This is a genomic window from Ruminococcus callidus ATCC 27760, from assembly GCF_000468015.1.
GTDB lineage: Bacteria > Bacillota > Clostridia > Oscillospirales > Ruminococcaceae > Ruminococcus_C > Ruminococcus_C callidus.
Genome location: NZ_KI260286.1, coordinates 7,387 through 8,253, shown reverse-complemented (window position 1 = coordinate 8,253; position 867 = coordinate 7,387). Strand labels below are relative to the sequence as shown.

Sequence of the window (867 nt, the reverse complement as noted above, 5' to 3'; positions counted from 1 at the left end):
CCGCCGTTAGGCGGTGGAGGGGTTCTTTTGTGAAGTCTTTTCTTGGTGTAAAAGAGTTACGAGATAACCCCTCAGTCAAGCCTGCGGCTTGCCAGCTCAGCACAAGGCACGCCCTACGGGTGCCCTTTCAGGGGAGCCTAATTATTAAAGATTTTAGAGTTTACTTCTGCTTCTTGTGTTCGGGGCGTTTTTTCTTCTTTTTCCGGACGGAATCCCCGAAGTTCCCCAGCTTTCTGCCCAGAGCGAAGTATTCGCCGTGGGCGTATGCCATCAGACCGCACTGCTGGAGATTCAGCTTGCCCTTGCTGTCGAGGTACTGTTCCTCGACGTTGACACCGGTGATCTCCGCTTCGAATACCGTATGGGTGCCCAGTTCCTTGGTGGCGGTGACGCGGCATTCCAGACTGACGGGGCACTCTGCGATCAGGGGAGCCTTAACGGTCTGTGCCGGCTCCGGTGTCAGGTGGCACTGGGCGAACTTGTCCACGTCCCTGCCGCTGCGGACACCGCAGAAGTCGGTGGCTTTCATCATGGCAGAGGTGGGGAGATTGATGACGAATTCGCCGGATTCCCGAATCAGATCATAGGAATAGCGGGAGGGACGAACGGAAATATATGTCATGGGCGGGTGCGTTGCCAGTACGCCTGTCCATGCAATGGTCAGCACGTTGGGGTGTTCCATGGTGCCGCAGGTGACCAGCGTGGGCGGAACGGGTGCCAGCAGGACGCTGCCTTTCCAGTGTTGTTTTGCCATAAGTATCTGCTCCTTGCTTTCGGTTATAATAGGCTATTGTATCACGGAGCGGGCGGTGTGTCAAGTGCCGGCGGGAATATTTGGGCAATACCGCACAAAGAGCGTCTGGCGAC

1 protein-coding gene is annotated in these 867 nt (G+C 56.2%); it reads right to left on the bottom strand.

The window, feature by feature from the left end; all coding sequences use genetic code 11:
* Nucleotides 1-160: 160 nt before the first annotated feature.
* Nucleotides 161-754 carry a flavin reductase family protein gene (locus RUMCAL_RS00110; protein WP_021680296.1) on the bottom strand — a complete coding sequence of 198 codons (594 nt, stop codon included), beginning with the start codon at nucleotides 752-754 and terminating at the stop codon, nucleotides 161-163.
* Nucleotides 755-867 lie beyond the last annotated feature (113 nt).

Excerpts from the sequence above, each read along its gene's own strand:
- RUMCAL_RS00110 (WP_021680296.1), bottom strand. The coding sequence starts at position 754 with ATGGCAAAACAACACTGGAAAGGCAGCGTCCTGCTGGCACCCGTTCCG.